16 protein-coding genes are annotated in these 16,061 nt (G+C 63.4%); 4 read left to right on the top strand and 12 right to left on the bottom strand.

What is annotated here, in order from left to right:
• Nucleotides 1–91 precede the first annotated feature (91 nt).
• The 7 genes from ACM42_RS37665 to xoxF5 form a co-directional block, all read right to left on the bottom strand.
• Nucleotides 92–349, bottom strand: coding sequence for a hypothetical protein (locus tag ACM42_RS37665; RefSeq protein ID WP_271533491.1), 258 nt, complete (start codon nt 347–349; stop codon nt 92–94).
• Nucleotides 350–403: 54 nt separating this feature from the next.
• On the bottom strand, nt 404–2,716 hold the full coding sequence (locus ACM42_RS37660; protein WP_271533490.1) for a xanthine dehydrogenase family protein molybdopterin-binding subunit: 2,313 nt from the start codon (nt 2,714–2,716) through the stop codon (nt 404–406).
• A 1-nt stretch (nt 2,717) separates the two neighbouring features.
• Complete coding sequence (locus tag ACM42_RS37655) at nt 2,718–3,170, bottom strand: (2Fe-2S)-binding protein (protein ID WP_271533489.1); 453 nt, start codon at nt 3,168–3,170, stop codon at nt 2,718–2,720.
• 617 nt (nt 3,171–3,787) lie between these two features.
• Nucleotides 3,788–4,351 carry an S-(hydroxymethyl)glutathione synthase gene (gene gfa / locus ACM42_RS37650; protein ID WP_028177984.1) on the bottom strand — a complete coding sequence of 188 codons (564 nt, stop codon included), beginning with the start codon at nt 4,349–4,351 and terminating at the stop codon, nt 3,788–3,790.
• Nucleotides 4,352–4,383: 32 nt separating this feature from the next.
• Complete coding sequence (locus ACM42_RS37645) at nt 4,384–5,493, bottom strand: S-(hydroxymethyl)glutathione dehydrogenase/class III alcohol dehydrogenase (RefSeq protein ID WP_061883481.1); 1,110 nt, start codon at nt 5,491–5,493, stop codon at nt 4,384–4,386.
• A 61-nt stretch (nt 5,494–5,554) separates the two neighbouring features.
• Nucleotides 5,555–6,046, bottom strand: coding sequence for a c-type cytochrome, methanol metabolism-related (locus tag ACM42_RS37640; RefSeq protein WP_271533750.1), 492 nt, complete (start codon nt 6,044–6,046; stop codon nt 5,555–5,557).
• Between the two features lie 122 nt (nt 6,047–6,168).
• Nucleotides 6,169–7,974: a lanthanide-dependent methanol dehydrogenase XoxF5 gene (gene xoxF5, locus ACM42_RS37635; RefSeq protein WP_271533748.1), complete on the bottom strand. Its 1,806-nt coding sequence runs from the start codon at nt 7,972–7,974 to the stop codon at nt 6,169–6,171.
• A 512-nt stretch (nt 7,975–8,486) separates the two neighbouring features.
• Here xoxF5 and ACM42_RS37630 point away from each other — a divergent pair.
• Nucleotides 8,487–9,455, top strand: coding sequence for a helix-turn-helix domain-containing protein (locus tag ACM42_RS37630; protein ID WP_028177980.1), 969 nt, complete (start codon nt 8,487–8,489; stop codon nt 9,453–9,455).
• Nucleotides 9,456–9,591: 136 nt separating this feature from the next.
• Here the strand turns inward: ACM42_RS37630 and ACM42_RS37625 are convergent, their stop codons facing one another.
• The 5 genes from ACM42_RS37625 to ACM42_RS37605 form a co-directional block, all read right to left on the bottom strand.
• Nucleotides 9,592–10,017, bottom strand: a complete 426-nt coding sequence (locus ACM42_RS37625) for a hypothetical protein (RefSeq protein ID WP_271533488.1) — start codon at nt 10,015–10,017, stop codon at nt 9,592–9,594.
• A 124-nt stretch (nt 10,018–10,141) separates the two neighbouring features.
• On the bottom strand, nt 10,142–11,131 hold the full coding sequence (locus ACM42_RS37620) for a Bug family tripartite tricarboxylate transporter substrate binding protein (RefSeq protein ID WP_271533487.1): 990 nt from the start codon (nt 11,129–11,131) through the stop codon (nt 10,142–10,144).
• Between the two features lie 225 nt (nt 11,132–11,356).
• Complete coding sequence (locus ACM42_RS37615; protein WP_271533486.1) at nt 11,357–12,286, bottom strand: substrate-binding periplasmic protein; 930 nt, start codon at nt 12,284–12,286, stop codon at nt 11,357–11,359.
• Complete coding sequence (locus ACM42_RS37610) at nt 12,283–12,639, bottom strand: c-type cytochrome (protein WP_271533485.1); 357 nt, start codon at nt 12,637–12,639, stop codon at nt 12,283–12,285. The genes ACM42_RS37615 and ACM42_RS37610 overlap by 4 nt, the downstream gene beginning before the upstream one ends.
• A gap of 10 nt (nt 12,640–12,649) precedes the next feature.
• Entirely contained in the window at nt 12,650–14,314 is a 1,665-nt protein-coding gene (locus ACM42_RS37605; protein WP_271533484.1) for a methanol/ethanol family PQQ-dependent dehydrogenase, read from the bottom strand.
• Between the two features lie 345 nt (nt 14,315–14,659).
• On the opposite strand from ACM42_RS37605, the gene ACM42_RS37600 reads away from it, so the two are divergent.
• The 3 genes from ACM42_RS37600 to pqqA all read left to right on the top strand — a co-directional run bounded on the left by ACM42_RS37600 (nt 14,660) and on the right by pqqA (nt 15,833).
• A complete protein-coding gene (locus ACM42_RS37600) occupies nt 14,660–15,058 on the top strand; it encodes an EF-hand domain-containing protein (RefSeq protein ID WP_271533483.1) in 399 nt (132 codons plus the stop codon).
• Between the two features lie 146 nt (nt 15,059–15,204).
• On the top strand, nt 15,205–15,534 hold the full coding sequence (locus tag ACM42_RS37595) for a hypothetical protein (RefSeq protein ID WP_271533746.1): 330 nt from the start codon (nt 15,205–15,207) through the stop codon (nt 15,532–15,534).
• Between the two features lie 218 nt (nt 15,535–15,752).
• Entirely contained in the window at nt 15,753–15,833 is an 81-nt protein-coding gene (pqqA, locus tag ACM42_RS37590) for a pyrroloquinoline quinone precursor peptide PqqA (RefSeq protein WP_008562446.1), read from the top strand.
• The last annotated feature ends 228 nt before the right edge of the window (nt 15,834–16,061 follow it).

The raw sequence follows: 16,061 nt of genomic DNA, 5'->3' as shown, positions 1-16,061 counted from the left end.
CCGCATTCTCGCGTGTGGTGAAATTGCGTGCGGGCCGAAACTGCCCCCTTCTCCGCTTGTGGGAGTAGGTGGCGATGCAGTCGTCAAACCGCTACTTGCCGACGCGCTCGACCTTGTCCTTTTCCTTCTGGTTCATCTCACGGATCTTCGGATCCGGGTTGTGCTTTCCCGTCGTCTGCGTGGTCGAAGCGGGCGGGGCATTGGCGTTGGGGAGCGAAGTCTGGTTCGGCGTAGCGGGGCGCGTGGCCGTTGTCGGCGGAGTCGTGCTCCCCTGCGCGAACGCACCGGTGGTGGTCAAAAGAAAGGCGCCCGACAGTGAGACTGCGAGCGCCCTTGAGATTTTGTTCATCGATCTGCTCCTGTCAGATCGATGCAAACGGCGCGAGGCCGTTTGTGTTCCGTTTCACGCCTCCAATTGCTTGCCGATCGGAAGCGAGCGGATGCGTTTTCCCGTCGCCGCGAAGATCGCGTTGATCAGGGCCGGCGCGAACGGGGGAACACCGGGCTCGCCAACCCCGCTCGGCGGCGTTTCGGGCCCCGGCGGCACGATGTAGACATTGGTCACCACAGGAGATTCGTCGATCCTGACGACCTGGAAGTCGTCAAAATTCTTCTGCTGCACCTTGCCGTCCTTGAAGGTGATCTCGCCGTATTTGGCGAGACTGAGCCCCATGATCGCGGCGCCCTCGACCTGCGAAGCGATGCGCTCGGGGTTGACATAGGTGCCGCAATCGATCGCGGTGTCGACCCGCGGCACCGTCAGCTTACCCTTGTCGTCGACGGCGACCTCGATGATGGTCGCGATGTAGCTGACGAAGCTGCGGTGCACTGCGATGCCGAGACCGTGGCCCTTCGGCATCTTGCGCCCCCACTCGCCCTTCTCGGCGACCAGCTCGACCACCTTGCGCAGGCGCGCGGTGTCGATCGGGTAGCTGTCCTGGGGCTCGCCATAGTTCCAAAGGTCCTTCACGTTCGGCTTGACGATGCGAGGCGAGCCGATCAGCTCGAGCAGCATGTCTTTCTGGTCGCGGCCGGTCGCCTGCGCAATCTCGCCGACCATCGATTGCACCGCGAAGGCCCGCGGGATGTTCGAGACCGAGCGGAACCAGCCGATGCGGGTGTGCGCGGCTGCTTCCGGATTCTCGCAGGAGATGTTGGCGATCTCGAACGGCATATCGACAAGGCCCATGCCGATCTCGAACGGGGCCTGATGCAACGTGCCGGCGGCAAAGGTCGAGGCGATGCTGGGAGCCACGCTGCGGTGGCGCCAGGCGACCACCTTGCCGCTCTTGTCGAGACCGGCCTCGATCCGCTCGACCGAGACGGTGTGCACGAAGCCGTTGTGGAGGTCGTCTTCGCGTGTCCACTGCACCTTCACTGGCGCGCCGAGCTCTTTGGACAGCAGGGCGGCCTCGAGCGCAAAGTCGCATTTCGACTTGCGACCGAAACCACCGCCGAGCAGCGTCACGTTGACGGTGACGTTGCCTTCGGGGATCTCCAGCGTCTTGGCGACGTCCTCGCGGGTGCCGCCGGGACTCTGCACCGGCGCCCAGATCTCCGCCTTGTCGCCCTTGACGTTGGCGACCGCGACCGGGGGCTCCATGGCGACATGGGCGAGATGCGGGATGTAGTACTCGCCGACGATCACCTTGTCGGCGCTCTTTAGGGCGGCGTCCGCATCGCCCTCTTTGCGCAGGACGAGGCCGGGCTTGCGCGAGGCTTCCTCGAGCTCCTTGCGATAGGCGACGGAGTCGTATTTGCCGTTCGGACCGTCGTCCCACACCAGCTTCAACGCGTCGCGGCCCTTGATCGCCGCGCCGGTGTTGCGCGCGATCACGGCGACGCCGCCGAGCGGCTGGAACTTCGAGGGCCACGGCCAGCCGCGCACCTGCATGACCTTCTCGACGCCGGGAATCTTGAGAGCCGCGTCCGGATCGAACGAGACCAGCTTGCCGCCCGTGACGGGCGGGCGCGCGATCACGGCATATTTCATGCCGGGCAAGCGGACGTCCGCGCCGTAACGCGCCTTGCCGGTGGTGATGTCGTGGAGATCGACGATGCCGACCTGACCCTTGCCGAGATAGCGGAAGTCCTTGGGATCCTTCAGCTTGAGACCTTCGATGCTCGGCACCGATTCCTTGGCTGCATCCGCGGCGAGCTCGCCGAAACCCAGCTTGCGGCCGCTGGCGCTGTGGACGACCTCGTGGTTGATCGCCTTGACCTCGGTCGCGGGCACGCCCCAGCGCTTCGCCGCAGCCTGCTCCAGCATGGTGCGGGCGGAGGCGCCGATCTGGCGCATCGGCATCAAATAGTGCCGCGTGCTGCGCGAGCCGTCGGTGTCCTGGTTGCCGAACTTGACCTCGTCGCCATGGGCCTGCTGCACCTTGACCCTCGACCAGTCGGCTTCCATCTCCTCGGCCACGATCAGCGGCAGGCTCGTACGCACGCCGGTGCCCATCTCCGAACGGTGCCCGATGATGGTGACGATGCCATCCGGGGCGACCGAAACGAACACGCGCGGATCGACCACGACACCGTGCGGCATCTTGCCGGCGCCGGTCTCATAGGCCAACGCCTGGCGCGACATCACGGGGGCGGCGAGGACGAAGCCGCCGGTGACGCCGAGCCCCTTCAGGATGCTGCGGCGGGAGACCTTCTCGACCCTGATATGCTTCTCGAAGCCGCGAAGCTTGCGGGGATTGTCGATGAAGTTCATGTCACACTCCCGTCGATGCGAGATGGACGGCGTTCTCGATGCGCTGGTAGCAGCCGCAGCGGCAGATGTTGCCCGACATCGCCTCGCGGATCTGGTCATGCGAGGGTTTCGGGTTGTCCATCAGGAGGGCTGCGGCCTGCATGATCTGGCCGGCCTGGCAGAAGCCGCATTGGGGCACGTTGACCTGGCGCCAGGCCTTCTGCACCGGGTGATCGCCGTTGGGATGCAATCCCTCGATTGTGGTGACCTCGCGTCCGGCGACGTCGTTCACCGACGTGATGCAGGCCCGCACGGCCTCCTTGTCGACGATGACGGTGCAGGAGCCGCACAGGGCCTGGCCGCAACCGTATTTGGTGCCGGTCAGCCCGGCCTCGTCACGCAGGAACCAGAGTAGCGGGAGGTCCGGGTCGCCGTCCCAGCTCTGTTCCTGGCCGTTGATCTTCACCTTGATCATGATCGTCCCTCGCTCTTCATAAGCATGCCAAATGCAAAGTTTGCCGACGCCGTTGGCGACGGTTCACGCGTCGTCTCGCCGCATTCCGCCGTCGTCCCGCGCGGGCAAATCCCGAAAGGGGCAGGAACGCCAATGGCGATGTCTGGAGATGTGCTCGATACCTCCCGTATTGTTCTTGATTGATTGTATTCGCGCGGCATCGTGACGGCGCGATCGTAACAGGGATCGCTCCGGCTCGGCGTTCACAGCCGAGTGTTCTCACCGGGAAAAGATTGCATCGATGGTTTGTCAAAAGCAGGGCGTGGTCATCGCGCTGCGCGACTCTGCAACGGGCCCAAGCAAAAAAAGCTTCGTCCGCCAGGAACTGCGCGGACGAAGCAGGATGCCTCAGTCGAGGGAGGGAGAAACGCAGGCTCCGCGAGCTTCAAGCGGGAGGCGGGCGGCCCTGCGCAGTCATTCAGAGACCAGGACTGAGGAACTGATGGCCCTCATGCATGTCTGGTGCAGAAGCGGCGGCATCACCGCGCTGGTCCCAGGACGGCGACCGGTCCGGCTCGCTGGCAACGGCAGGCGCCAGCGAGCGGATGGGGGACCCGGCGAAGGCTCGGCGGCCCCGCTCAGGCGGCCTTGGCTTTCGCGACATGGGTCGCGATCGCGTCCATCAGTGCCGGCGACAGGCAGTCATAGGGCTCGAGCCCGATCTCCTTCAGCCGCGAACGGATGCCTGCCATCTGCTCGGGCTTCACGCCCGATTCGATCACCGAGGAGACGAAGGCGGCGAATTGCGGCGCCTGCGAGCCCTGTTCCTGGAACAATTCGGGATGGATGAAGTCGAGGCCGTAGAACGGGTGGTTCTTGTTCTCGATGCGGCCGTACATGTGCGTGCCGCAGGCCTTGCAGGCGTGGCGCTGGATCACCGCCGAGGGATCGACGATCTGGAGCTTGTCGCCGTTCTCGAGCACGGTGACGTTCTGGCGCGGCACCACGGCGACGACGGAGAAGGTCGCGCCCTGCGGTTTCCAGCACTTGGTGCAGCCGCAGGCGTGGTTGTGAGCGACGTCGCCCTTGATACCGACCTTGACCGGATGGTCCGTGCATTTGCAGACCAGCGTGCCGCCGGCGAAGTTGCCGCTGCCTTGCTTGATGCCGTTGTCGATTGAGGGATGGAGTGCAACAGTCATGGGTCGATCCTCCTTGGTGTGATGTCTGCGAGCTAGAACACGACGACTGAACGGATGGATTTGCCCTCGTGCATGAGATCGAAGCCTTTGTTGATCTCTTCGAGCTTGAGCACGTGGGTGATCATCGGATCGATCTGGATCTTTCCGTTCATGTACCAGTCGACGATCTTCGGCACGTCGGTGCGGCCGCGCGCGCCGCCGAAGGCGGTGCCGCGCCAGTTGCGTCCGGTGACGAGCTGGAACGGGCGGGTGGCGATCTCCTTGCCGGCTTCGGCAACCCCGATGATGATCGAGGTGCCCCAGCCGCGATGGCAGGCTTCCAGCGCCTGCCGCATCACCGTGGTGTTGCCGGTGCAGTCGAAGGTGTAGTCGGCGCCGCCATCGGTGAGGCCGACGAGGTGCTGGACGATGTCGCCGGTCACCTTCTTTGGGTTGACGAAATGGGTCATGCCGAACCGCTTGCCCCACTCCTCCTTGGAATCGTTGATGTCGACGCCGATGATCTTGTCGGCGCCGGCCATCTTGGCGCCCTGGATCACGTTGAGGCCGATGCCACCGAGGCCGAACACGATCACGTTGTCGCCGGGCTCGACCTTGGCGGTGTTGACCACGGCGCCAACGCCGGTGGTGACGCCGCAGCCGATGTAGCAGCTCTTGTCGAACGGCGCGTCCTCGCGGATCTTGGCAACCGCGATCTCGGGCAGCACGGTGAAGTTCGAGAAGGTGGAGCAGCCCATATAGTGGTAGATCGGCTTGCCCTTGTAGGAGAAACGGCTGGTGCCGTCAGGCATCACGCCCTTGCCCTGCGTCGCACGGATCGCGGTGCAGAGATTGGTCTTGCGGCTGAGGCAGCTTTTGCACTGCCGGCATTCCGGCGTGTAAAGCGGGATGACGTGATCGCCCGGCTTCACCGAGGTCACGCCCGGGCCGATCTCGCGGACGATGCCCGCGCCCTCATGCCCCAGGATCGACGGGAAGATTCCCTCGCTGTCGAAGCCGTCGAGCGTGTAGGCGTCGGTATGGCAGATGCCCGTGGCCTTGATCTCGACCAGGACCTCGCCGGCCTTTGGGCCTTCCAGATCGACTTCGACGATTTCGAGCGGCTTCTTGGCCTCGAAGGCGACGGCGGCACGTGTTTTCATAGTAAGACTCCTCAGATTCTCATAGGACGCCAAGAGGTGGTCTCGGCAGTCCTCGTAACGTTCATTTGTTGCCCATACAGGCGTCTTCCGCCTTTTTGTACGCCTCTGTCTTCTCCTCCTTCTTGGCGGGACGCTGCCGGCCCCATGCTTCGGTGGAGCGGGCGCGCAGATAGACGTACAGGTCGTCCATGTAGCAGGCGACGTTCGGGTTGTCGCCGAAAGCAGGCATGACGTTCTCCTGCGCGGTCGAGATGTTCTTGCGGCCGGAGGCGACCACGCCCAGGAAGTCGCCATAGCTCATGCTCTTGATGGAATCCTTCAGCGCTGGCGCGTAGGTGGAGCCCATGCCGTCGGGGCCATGACAGACGTGGCAGTCGGAATGATAGCGGCGGTATCCGGAATAGGTGAACCAGTCCACGGTGCCGTCGGCCGAAATCTTGTAGGTCGGAACCCCTTCCTTATCGAGCCATTTTCCGTCGTCTTCCTTCTTCACTGCGGTGGGGTCGCCCGGACCGTCCGCGACCGCAATTCCTCCGGACGCAACCAAGATCATCGCAGCAATGACAGAGCAGATTTTACGCAAGAGATTTTTCCTCGAGGAGCCCGGTGGGACCCGGTGGGAGACGAGCCGGCGCGTGGAGTTGGTCCACGCGCCGGAGCGATGCAGAGCGAGGCCTAGTTCGGCAGCGAGAACACGGTCAGCGTACCGCCGAGTGCCGTGTAGTTGCTGAGGGCCGCATAACCACCGACTGCGCCGAGACCGGCGGTCGGATCGGTCAGACCTGCCGCCAGACCGATGCCGGCCCAGCCACCGACGCCGGAGAGCACGGCAACGTACTGCTTGCCATTGTTCTCATAGGTGGTGACGTTGCCGATGATGCCCGAGGGAGTCTTGAACTTGTAGAGCTCCTTGCCGGACTTGGCGTCGACTGCCTTCAGGTAGCCTTCGAGCGTGCCGTAGAACACCACGCCGCCTGCCGTTGCGAGCGCACCCGACCAGACCGAGAACTGCTCCTTGTTCGACCAGACGATCTTGCCGGTCTTGTTGTCCCAGGCGATGAAGTTGCCCATGTGGCTTTCACCCGGAGGCGGGTACATTGAGAGCGTCGCGCCCACATAGGGCTGGCCCGCGGTGTAGCTCACCTTGAACGGCTCGTAGTCCATGCAGACGTGGTTGGTCGGGACGTAGAACAGCTGCGTGTCCGGCGAGTAGGCTGCCGGCTGCTCGTCCTTGGTGCCGAGCGCGGCCGGGCAGATGCCCTTCGTGTTCTTGTCCTCTCCGCCGTGCTCCGTCGAATATTGAGCTACGACCTTTGGACGGCCGTAGGTCGGCGAGTTCTTGTCCATGTCGACGCCGCTGGTCCAGTTCACCTTCGGGTCGTACTTCTCGGCGACCAGCAATTCGCCGGTCTCGCGGTCCATGGTGTAGGCGAGGCCGTTGCGGTCGAAGTGCGTCAGCAGCTTGCGGGGCTGACCGTTGATTTGCTGATCGGTGAGGATCATTTCGTTCACGCCGTCATAGTCCCACTCGTCATGGGGCGTCATCTGGTAGACCCACTTCGCCATGCCGGTGTCGGCATCGCGCGCGAAGATCGTCATCGACCACTTGTTGTCGCCGGGACGCTGCTTCGGGTTCCAGGTCGAGGGATTGCCCGACCCGTAATAGACGAGGTTCAGAGCGGGATCGTAGGAGATCCAGCCCCAGGTGCAGCCGCCGCCGATCTTCCACTGGTCGCCCTGCCAGGTCTTCAGCGAGGAATCCGCACCGACCGGCTTGCCGAGTGACATTGTCTTGGCGGGATCGAGCTTGATCTGATCGTCCGGACCTTCGGAATAGGCGCGCCAGGCCTGCTTGCCCGTCTTGAGGTCGTATGCGGTGAGGTGGCACTGCACGCCGAACTCGCCGCCGGAGATGCCGACCATGACCTTGTCCTTGACGACCAGGGCCGCCGAAGTGCCGGTCTCGCCCTTCGCCGGATTGCCGTTGGTTGCCGACCACGCGACCTGACCGGTCTTGGCGTCGAGCGCGACGAGATTGGTGTCGGCCTGATGCAGAATGATCTTGCCGTCCCCGTAGGACAGGCCGCGATTGACCGTGTCGCAGCACATCACCGGGATGACGTTCGGATCCTGCTTCGGTTCGTACCTCCAGACGATCTTGTTCTCGTTGGAAAGGTCAATGGCGTAGACCTTGTTCGGGAACGGCGTGTGGACGTACATCATGTTGCCGATGATCAGCGGGCCGCCTTCATGGCCGCGCAGCACGCCGGTCGAGAAAGTCCAGGCGACCTGGAGCTTGCCGACGTTCTGAGCGTTGATCTGGTTCAGTTTGGAATAGCGGGTGTTGGCATAGTCACCCGCCGGCATCACCCAGTCCTTCGGGTTCTGCGACATCTTGATCAGCTCGTCGTTGGCTGAAGCGCTGCCGACGGCGAGAGCCGCCGCGGAGCCGAGATAGGTCGCCAGTAGCACCTTGCGCATAGTCATTCCTCCGTTGGTCTCGTTTATTGTTTCCGAAGCATTGCTCAATCACCGGGCTTCTCGTCCGGCGTCAGCTCGTGCAGGGCGGTCGCGATTGGGACCAGAAACGATGCTGTGCTGTTTCCTCCTCCTGATGAGAGCCACGGGTCCACGTGCAGGAGCGGCCCGTTCTTATTGTTCCTGCGGCAATCCCTAACCACTTCGCCATTGGGAAACTTGCCCAAGAGAGAAGCCGGTTTGCTCGACAGCGCACGGGGGCAAAGATTTTGATTTTGCAGTAGCGAATTCAGTCGTTTCCGCGCCGCGGCGGGCCGCGCTCAACGCTCAGGTTCCCCTTGACGGCGCTGCAACTAAGGCGGAGGATTAAATCTTAAGGGTGGCAATGGAACGGTGGCGCTGTTCCACAAGATCGCTCGAATTCGAGGTAAACGTCACGCAATCACGGCTGAGGGCTCCGGCAGCGCTGGTCGCGATTCGCGTCGAATCTCCGGATCAAACCAGTGGCTGGATTAATGTCCGACACAATTCACACGCTCTCGACGACCGGAATGACGCCGAAGCGGCAGATCCAGAGCTGGATCGATGGGCTGACGAGCTTGTGTGGGCATTTCGACGTCGATCCGCTGGAGGCGTCCTCGCTGGAAGGTCGCATCGACTACACCAGCGTGTCACGCCTGAAGCTCTGCCAGATCGAGGTGAGCCAGCATCGCATCGCGCACACGCTCGCGCGCGCCAAGGCCAATGAACACCCGTACATCAAGATCCACTTCCAGACCTACGGGGTGTCCTATTTCGAACAGGAAGGCCGTCACATCGAAATCAATCCCGGCGACATCATCGCCTATGATGTCTCCTGCCCGCATTCGATCATCAGCCCGGCCTTCACGCGTCACGACGTGGTGATCGTGCCGAAGGCACTGCTGCGCGACCGCGGATTCCCGTCGCAGCGGATGCCCGCCTGCAAGCTGTCCTCAAAAACCGGCACGGGGAGGATCGCCCATGATTTCGTCCATGCGACCTTCGACGAGGCGGCAAAGCTGTCGGCGAACAGCGCGGTCGGCGTCGCTGATTCCCTGATCGACCTGCTGTTGCTGCCGCTGCGCGAGGCCGACACGATGTTCGATCGTGTCGGGCCCGAAGCGATGTATGTGCGCGCGCAGTTCTTCATCCGTGAGCACTTGCGCGATCCGGATCTGTGCATCGACCAGATCTCGGCCGAGCTCGGCTGCTCCAAGCGCTACCTGCACATGCTGTTCTCGGAGCGCGGCACCACGGTGAGCGACTACATCTGGCAGGCGCGGTTGCAGAACTGCCGCCAGGAGCTCGAGGCCCACGCCGGCAAGACCATCACCGACGTCGCGTTCTCGTGGGGCTTCTCCAGCTCATCGCATTTCAGCCGGGTGTTCCGGAAATATTTCGGCGTGGTACCGTCCTCGATCCACAAGGCGCAGCAGGGCACCGCGAACTCGGGCGGGCACTAAACGCGATGCGATTAGGATGAATCGTCATCGCGCTTTAGGTTGTTGTTTAAGCATGATCTTTTTGGAAAACCGCTGCGCACTTTTCCGGATCATGCTTTAGACGTCTTGAGCCAACTCGCGCGGCGTCGGCGAAAGCTCATGCCGACGTTGCGATGTAGGGAATGCCGGCCACCAAAGCGACCAGCAGCACCGCGTTCCCCAGCATCGCGCTCCAGTGCAGCCGGCGCAACCGTCGTGCGGCAGCGGCATCCCCGGCGTCCCTCGCGCTGAGCTGGGCGTCTACCCGTCGCATGAAGCGGCGTCGTCCCCAGATCGCCAGGGCTGCGATCATGCCGACGCCAACGGCAGCAAGCGGGCGACCGTCGAGGAGGAGAGCCACCGTCCCGATGATGCCGACGACGCGCATTACCAGAAAATGAGCGTTGAACATTCCGCGCAGCAATTGGGCAACGGGCTGGATATCGAGCCTCACCAGCAGGAAGGCCGGCGATGCCAGCGTGAAATAGCTCATTGGAAAGAGCAGGATGATCATAACGGCGACGGCGACGGCATCCGGTGTCATGGGATCGGCCCTCCTTGTCCGCAGAGGGTACAATCATAGCGGGAAAACGCGCCTCCGACACTGGGCTTTGGTCGGACTCCGGGCCGGAAGGGGAGCAACCGGCGTGCCGGCAATGGCGTGAAGGTCAGGCCGGCTCGAGGCCGAGCGACTTTGCGCTCTCGATCCAGATCGGCAGCTCGCGCTGATACAGCGCATTGGTTTCCTTGAAGCCGATTGCGGGTTCGAGCACGAAGGTCGCGAGAACCTCCTTCACCTTCGGATCGCCGTTGGCGGCGACGCAGAGCTCGGCGATGCGATCGACTACCGCCTGCGGCGTCGCCTTCGGCACGGCCCAGCCGGTGAACCCGCTCACGGTGAAGAATTTTGACGTCGCGCCCTGTTCGGGCAACGTCTTCACGTTCGGGATCGCGTCGACCTTCTTCGAATGCACGGCGAAGACGGTGCCGCGGTCGCTTTGCAGGACCGACTGCGCGGCCGTGTAGCTGCCCATGGCGGCATCGAGCGTGCCTTCGAGCATGCCCGTCCACATCGGCGCTTCGCCGCGATAATGGACCGGCTCGATATTGAGGCCGTACTGCTTGTTGAGCTCGTTGATCGTCATGTGGGGGGCCGAGCCCGCGCTGTAGGTGCCGAAGTTCACCTTGCCGCTCTTGCGCGCGAAGGCGACGAAATCCTCCAGCGTCTTGACCCCGGTTTTCGGGTTCGCCACCAGCAGCAGGCCGGCGCCGGGAATGACGCTGACGAGCGTCAGGTCCTTGTCCATGTCGTAGCCGGGATTTTTCATCACCACCCGGTTCATGATGTAGGTCGTCGAGATCGAGCACAGGATGGTGTGGCCGTCGGGCTCGGCGCGGGCGACCTCCGCCGTGCCGATCGCGCCGGAGGCGCCGGGCTTGTTCTCGACGACGACGGTCTTGCCGACCTGCTTGGAGATGAATTCGCCATAGGCGCGCGCGAGCAGGTCGGTCTGTCCGCCGGCGGGATAGCTGCAAATCATGCGAATCTGCCGCGCCGGCCACGTGCCTTGCGCCGAGGCGCCGCGGACGACGAATGGCATCGCCAGTGCAGCGGTACCGGCGGCGATGAAGTGGCGGCGATCGAGTTTGGCGGACATGATTCTCTCCCGGATTTCTGCGGAACCTACTGCATCAGGCTGGCGCCGGGCATGGCCGGCAGGCGAGACAGATTGGCGCATGATGCGTGCGCAGCGCGCAGGGAGTTCGTCTCCGGACGCAGCGCAACGCGACTACAGCGGTGCGCTGCTGCGCCGCGCGGCGTACCGGGCGCAGGTTCTGCGGAGCGTCACTGCGTGCCGTCCGGGGCATCAGCGCCCTTGCAATCACCGCTGAATGATTTGCGTCCAGACGTCGCCCAGAATCGCTGGCTCCCGCGGTGGCAGATAGGTGAGGCCGGCCTGCTTGCCGAATTCGGCGATCTTGCCTTCGGCAGCAAGCTGGCCGAGCGCCTTGTTGACGGCCTCGATCAGCGCGCCATCGCTGGCGAGCCCGACATAGCCGCGATTGGCCCCGATCGGGTAGTAGTAGCCGGACGCCGTGATCGCCGTGTCGGGGTGCGCGGCGCGATGGGCGTCGAAGCGGGCAAGATCGATCAGCGTCGCGTCATGGTCGCCGCGCTGGAGCGCGCCGATGAGGTCGTCGCGACCGGGGACGAGATGGGTGATGCTGTCGATCAGTCGGCCCTTGTCGAAGCTCATCAGGATGGCGTCGCCGAGCGACCCGCTCTCGATGACGAGACGAAGGCCGGCGAGATCGCCGATGTCGCCGATCTTCCGGCCGCGGGCCTTCGGCCCGAGCACCACCGTCATCGGCGAATAGACGTAAGGCCGGCTCGGCGCGAGCACGCCCAGCGGGACGCGGCGGCGCCGATCGTCGCGTGTGGCCCCGGCGAAATCCGGCAAGCGCGCCGTCTTCATCCCGGGGGCGACGAGCGAGTCCTGCGTCAGCGCGTAGCCGCCGACGAGCGAGCAGCGCCCATCCGAGAGCAGCGCGTTGGCTTCGAGCGGCGGGCTCGAATCCTCATCCAGCCTGCTCTCGAACCACTGGATTGCCAGCGGCCGTCCGAGCCGTTCCGCGATCGCCTTGGCCAGGAGCACGTCGAAGCCGGCCTCCGGCTGACCGCGGTGGTGCACCGAGAGCGGCGGCCGGTCCTCGTCGAGGCAGATCTTCAGGGGATCGTCGGCCGCAAAAGCGGCCGATGCCATCGTGGAAAGAAAGGCCGCGACGGTCCATGCAATGCGACGGTCCGTCATGGCTTCCTCCGGCTGGAGATGAAGGCCCAGAGATCCCCGATCTGGTCGTCGCTGAGGATGTCGCCCCAGGGCGGCATCTTGTTGTTCTTGCCGTTCTTGACCGTTGTGACGAACCGCGCCTTGTCGTCGGGGAAGACGCGCAGGTCCGGCGTGATGGTGCCGGAGTTCATCAGGTTGGGGCCATGGCAGTGTGAGCATTTCTCGGCATAGGTCGACTTGCCATGGTCGATCTGCGCCTGCAGTGGATTGCCGGTTGCGTCATCCGCGGCGCGAACGGTCGCCGCAAGCGCGACCGTCAGCACCGCGACGGTGGCGATCGTCGCCACCGTCCTGTGTGATACTTCTCTCAGCATCGTGCCGTGGTTATTGCTTGACCGCAAAGACCCAGAGCGAGCCGCCGGGAGGCACCTTGGCAAGCCGTTCGTCGCCGGAGAACAACGAGTAGACGCCGCCGTAGCCGCTCGTCACAGCAACATACTGCACGCCATCCTGCTGCCAGGTCACCGGCTGTCCCTCGATGCCGGACCCGGTCTGGAATTGCCAGAGCTTCTTGCCGGTATCGGCGTCGAAGGCCTCGAACTCACCGGTCAGTGCGCCCGAGAACACGACGCCCCCGGCCGTCGACAGCACGCCCGAGAAGCGCGGAATGTCGCTCGGCGCTTCCCATTTCGACTTGCCGGTCATGGGGTCGATGGCCTTGAGGTGGCCGCGCGGTCCGTCCCCGAACTCCCAGGGATCGGTCAGGTCCATGCCGAGATACCATTCACCCTGCTTGAAGGTGACGGGCTCCGCCTTGTACTTGCCGCCGAAGTTGAGCGTGTTGGCATAGGCGAGGCCGGTCTGCGGATTGAACGACATCGGCTCCCAATTCTTGCCGCCGAGGATGGACGGATAGACCGTCACTTTCTTGCCCTCGCGCGCGTCCTTGGAAACGTCGGTCTCGATCGGACGCCCGGTCTTCATGTCGATCCCGGTCGCCCAGTTGACCTTCACGTACGGATTGGCCGCGAGCAGCTTCCCGTTGGTGCGGTCGAGCACGTAGAAGAAGCCGTTGCGGTTGGCATTCATCAGCGTCTTGGTCGGCTTGCCCTCGACGTTCACATCGGCGAGCACCATCTCGGCCACGGCGTCGTAGTCGAACGGATTGTTCGGCGAGAACTGGTAGTGCCACTTGATCTTGCCGGTCTTGGGATCCATCGCCAGCACGGAGCAGGTGTAGAGATTGTCGCCGGGGCGCACCGCCGAATTGAACGGGCCGGGATTGCCGATGCCCCAATAGACCGTGTTCAGCTCGGGGTCGTAAGAGCCCGTGATCCAGGTCGAGCCGCCGCCGAGCTTCCAGGTGTCGCCCTTCCAGGTGTCGCCGCCGGGCTCGTCCGGCGAGGGGATCGAGTGGGTGCGCCAGAGGTGCTTGCCCGTCGCCGGATCCCAGCCGTCGATGAAGCCGCGGGTGCCGAACTCGGCGCCGGAGACGCCGGTGATGACGACGCCGTCGGCAACCAGCGGGGCCACCGTCATCGAATAGCCTTCCTTGATGTCGGCCGCCTTCTGCCGCCACAGCTCCTTGCCGTTCTTCGCGTCGATTGCAATCACGTTCGCATCGAGCGTCGTACGGAACAGCTTACCTTCATGGATCGCGACGCCACGGTTGATGATGCCGCAGCAGACGATTCTCGGCGTCTCGGCGGGATACTCGATCTTGCTCTTCCAGATCTGCTTGCCGGTCTTGGCATCGACGGCCATGGTGGCATTGTGCGAGGTCACGTAGATGACGCCCTGATAGACAATGGGCTGGGATTCCTCGCTACGATCGTCATTGAAGCTGTAATTCCAGATCGGGACGAGGTTCTTGACCGTATCCTTGTTGATCTGGTTCAGCGTCGAGAACCGCTGGAGATTGTAGCCCATTCCATAATTGAGAACGTTCGACGTGTCGGTCGCACCCTTGACCAGCTGCTCGGTGGTTTGTGCATTTGCACAGGTTGACGCAAGCATGACGAGGCCTGCGGCCATCGCAAAGCGTTTCATCCGTTCCTCCCAATATGCGCGCCTTTTGACGCTGCGATTGCAACACTCCGCCTGAAAGCAAAACACGTCAATACGAAAGTCGTAAGTGCCGTGCCGATATCGTTGGACGCGGGGTGTCGGTCGCCTTACGGAAACCTTACGAAACCACTTCCACTTGTGCGGAGACGCTGAGAAAATTCCGCGGTACGAAGCAGTCCCGGGGTGCAGGCGCGCCGGGCGCACGGCCGGGTTCTCCCGGGTTGTGGCGCGCGCAAGTTGCAAGTCCGGACTTGAACCAAGGCCCGCTTGCGGATTTATGTCGTTTCTGTCCCCGTCGATTCGGGGCTCATCGTCAGGGAGGTCTAGATGATTTCGCGTCGTTCAATTGCCCTTGCCCTTTCGCTTACGATTGCACTGTCAGCCGGTCCGGCGTGGTCGGCCTCTGGCAACGCGGTCAAGTTGTTCGACACCGACAATGACGGCACGCTCGATCTTGCGGAGGTGAAGAAGGCGGCCGCCGCAATGTTCGCAAAGCTCGATCCCGATCGTGACGGCACGCTTGATGCGCGCGAATTGCGCGGACGGTTGTCGGCGAAAGAGCTCGCCGCCGCCGATCCTGACCGCGACGGGACGCTTACGCTCGACGAATATCTGTCCGTGGTCGAGCAACGCTTCAATGCGGCGAATCCCGACAAGGACGGAACGCTGGATGCGAAGGAGCTGAACTCGCGCGCCGGCCGCACCCTGCTGCGATTGTTACGGTGAGAAGGCGCACTCGGAACTGACCTGACGAGGGCCGTGTTTGCGATCATTCCGGCCTGACGCTTGGGAACATCGGGCTGCTCGGCCTGTTTTCTCCGCAACGTCCTGCCTGGCGCCGGGGCTGCGCGGCGGGCGAAGAGGAGTTGCAGATGAACACAAAACGTTCCGTTCTTGCCGCCTGCGCCATTCTGACATTGAGCGCCGGCGTTGCCGTCGCCGGCCCGTGCAACACCGGTAGCGCCAGCACCGACAAGGATGCTGGCTCTGGTCCGGTCACCGTGGGCTCCGCTCAATCGCACTCGTCCAGTTCAACGGGTGATACCAGCCAGCATCCGCCGACCAGCACGATGAATCGTGCAAGCGGTGACACGCCGGCTTCGTCCGAGGATGCGCAGCGGCAAATGCAGAGTGAGCCGACCGCGGCCCAACGCGCCGAAGGCGCCAAGCCGAATACCGAAATGGCCGACAAGGGCTGCTGACGGCACCGTTGTCGATTAGGCGCGCGGTGCGTTGCACAAGTTGTTGTCTCGCTGGTCGTGTTTGACCAAGAGGGAACTGGCGTTGTCCGAGAGAGAAATGCAGCCGCGAAGAATCGACACAGACGAGTTCGGCAGTCGAATCCAGGCTTGAACTGCACCTGACGCAGCCCTACGTTTTGCGCTGCGCGATGTCGCGCTCAATACCTTGGGAGACCCGAATGGCTTGGAAAGCTCCGAAGATCGTGGAAGTGCCGGTCGGCATGGAAATCAACATGTACGCCTGCGCTTCGCGCAAGTAGGACTGACGACCTGCCGCGGCTTCGATGGCGAGTGCCGTCGAAGCCGCGGCAGTGTCGGATTTCCGCATGGCCTCATCGTGGTTCGCGATGGACGCGAGGCGGCACGTGCACAGGCTTCGACCTCTCCACCAAAATCTCGACCGTGCAAAATCTCGACCGTGCTCTGCCGCAGTGTGTTACGCTGATGCTCGGTGAGCGTTGCTGCCGCGTCACGGCGGCGCGCCTTCG

This window comes from Bradyrhizobium sp. CCBAU 25338 (assembly GCF_028128965.1).
Taxonomy (GTDB): Bacteria; Pseudomonadota; Alphaproteobacteria; order Rhizobiales; family Xanthobacteraceae; genus Bradyrhizobium; species Bradyrhizobium liaoningense.
This window is presented reverse-complemented; position numbering and strand designations above follow the sequence as displayed.

Excerpts from the sequence above, each read along its gene's own strand:
- ACM42_RS37655 (WP_271533489.1), bottom strand. The coding sequence starts at position 3,170 with ATGATCAAGGTGAAGATCAACGGCCAGGAACAGAGCTGGGACGGCGAC.
- gfa (WP_028177984.1), bottom strand. The coding sequence starts at position 4,351 with ATGACTGTTGCACTCCATCCCTCAATCGACAACGGCATCAAGCAAGGC.
- ACM42_RS37665 (WP_271533491.1), bottom strand. The coding sequence starts at position 349 with ATGAACAAAATCTCAAGGGCGCTCGCAGTCTCACTGTCGGGCGCCTTT.
- pqqA (WP_008562446.1), top strand. The coding sequence starts at position 15,753 with ATGGCTTGGAAAGCTCCGAAGATCGTGGAAGTGCCGGTCGGCATGGAA.
- ACM42_RS37610 (WP_271533485.1), bottom strand. The coding sequence starts at position 12,639 with ATGCTGAGAGAAGTATCACACAGGACGGTGGCGACGATCGCCACCGTC.
- ACM42_RS37630 (WP_028177980.1), top strand. The coding sequence starts at position 8,487 with ATGTCCGACACAATTCACACGCTCTCGACGACCGGAATGACGCCGAAG.
- ACM42_RS37615 (WP_271533486.1), bottom strand. The coding sequence starts at position 12,286 with ATGACGGACCGTCGCATTGCATGGACCGTCGCGGCCTTTCTTTCCACG.
- ACM42_RS37640 (WP_271533750.1), bottom strand. The coding sequence starts at position 6,046 with ATGATCTTGGTTGCGTCCGGAGGAATTGCGGTCGCGGACGGTCCGGGC.
- ACM42_RS37645 (WP_061883481.1), bottom strand. The coding sequence starts at position 5,493 with ATGAAAACACGTGCCGCCGTCGCCTTCGAGGCCAAGAAGCCGCTCGAA.
- ACM42_RS37620 (WP_271533487.1), bottom strand. The coding sequence starts at position 11,131 with ATGTCCGCCAAACTCGATCGCCGCCACTTCATCGCCGCCGGTACCGCT.
- xoxF5 (WP_271533748.1), bottom strand. The coding sequence starts at position 7,974 with ATGCGCAAGGTGCTACTGGCGACCTATCTCGGCTCCGCGGCGGCTCTC.
- ACM42_RS37595 (WP_271533746.1), top strand. The coding sequence starts at position 15,205 with ATGAACACAAAACGTTCCGTTCTTGCCGCCTGCGCCATTCTGACATTG.
- ACM42_RS37600 (WP_271533483.1), top strand. The coding sequence starts at position 14,660 with ATGATTTCGCGTCGTTCAATTGCCCTTGCCCTTTCGCTTACGATTGCA.
- ACM42_RS37660 (WP_271533490.1), bottom strand. The coding sequence starts at position 2,716 with ATGAACTTCATCGACAATCCCCGCAAGCTTCGCGGCTTCGAGAAGCAT.
- ACM42_RS37605 (WP_271533484.1), bottom strand. The coding sequence starts at position 14,314 with ATGAAACGCTTTGCGATGGCCGCAGGCCTCGTCATGCTTGCGTCAACC.
- ACM42_RS37625 (WP_271533488.1), bottom strand. The coding sequence starts at position 10,017 with ATGACACCGGATGCCGTCGCCGTCGCCGTTATGATCATCCTGCTCTTT.